The 676-nt window shown below is 41.4% G+C and carries 1 tRNA gene and 1 other annotated feature (1 of these 2 cut by a window edge); the gene reads left to right on the top strand.

Annotated features, from left to right (window positions below):
* The first annotated feature begins 22 nt into the window (after positions 1-22).
* A tRNA-Ala gene (locus HALSAC_RS0106410) sits at positions 23-98 on the top strand.
* Positions 99-198: 100 nt separating this feature from the next.
* Positions 199-676 (top strand) — a sequence feature (23S ribosomal RNA rRNA prediction is too short) (it continues 356 nt past the right edge of the window).

The following is a 676-nucleotide window of genomic DNA, read 5'->3' as shown; positions in this document are numbered from 1 at the left end:
TTCGTTGATCAAACTAATATAAGGGGATATAGCTCAGCTGGGAGAGCGCCGCCCTTGCAAGGCGGAGGTCGTCGGTTCGAACCCGACTATCTCCACCAAAACAATATTAAAGTAATAAAAATATTAGTACGCTGAAAATAAGAAAGATTTGTACTTTGAAAACTGCACAAATAATAGATTACAATTTCAACGCGTCTAGATTAAGATATTAAGGGCGCATGGTGGATGCCTTGGTGCTAGAAGCCGATAAAGGACGTGGTAAGCTGCGATAAGCCTTGACTAGCTGCACACAAGCTATAACTCAAGGATTTCCGAATGGGAGTACCTGGTAGGTCAATAACCTATCATCTTAAAGTGAATTCATAGCTTTAAGAGGGGAACCGAGTGAACTGAAACATCTTAGTAACTCGAGGAAAGGAAAGCAAAAGCGATTCCCTAAGTAGCGGCGAGCGAAACGGGAAGAGTCCAAACTATAACAGTGTCAAGCTTATGGGCGTTGCTGTTATAGGGTTGTAGGACTATCAGATCTTACCATAAAAAGATCATAGTATTAACTTTAGTTAACTCAATTAGCTGGAAAGCTAAACCACAGAAGGTAAAAGTCCTGTAGGTGAAAGTTAAAGTTAAACTAGATAGTATCCTGAGTACCATGGGACACGAGAAACCCCGTGGGAAG

It is taken from the genome of Halonatronum saccharophilum DSM 13868 (assembly GCF_000517025.1).
GTDB lineage: Bacteria > Bacillota > Halanaerobiia > Halobacteroidales > Halobacteroidaceae > Halonatronum > Halonatronum saccharophilum.
This window is presented reverse-complemented; position numbering and strand designations above follow the sequence as displayed.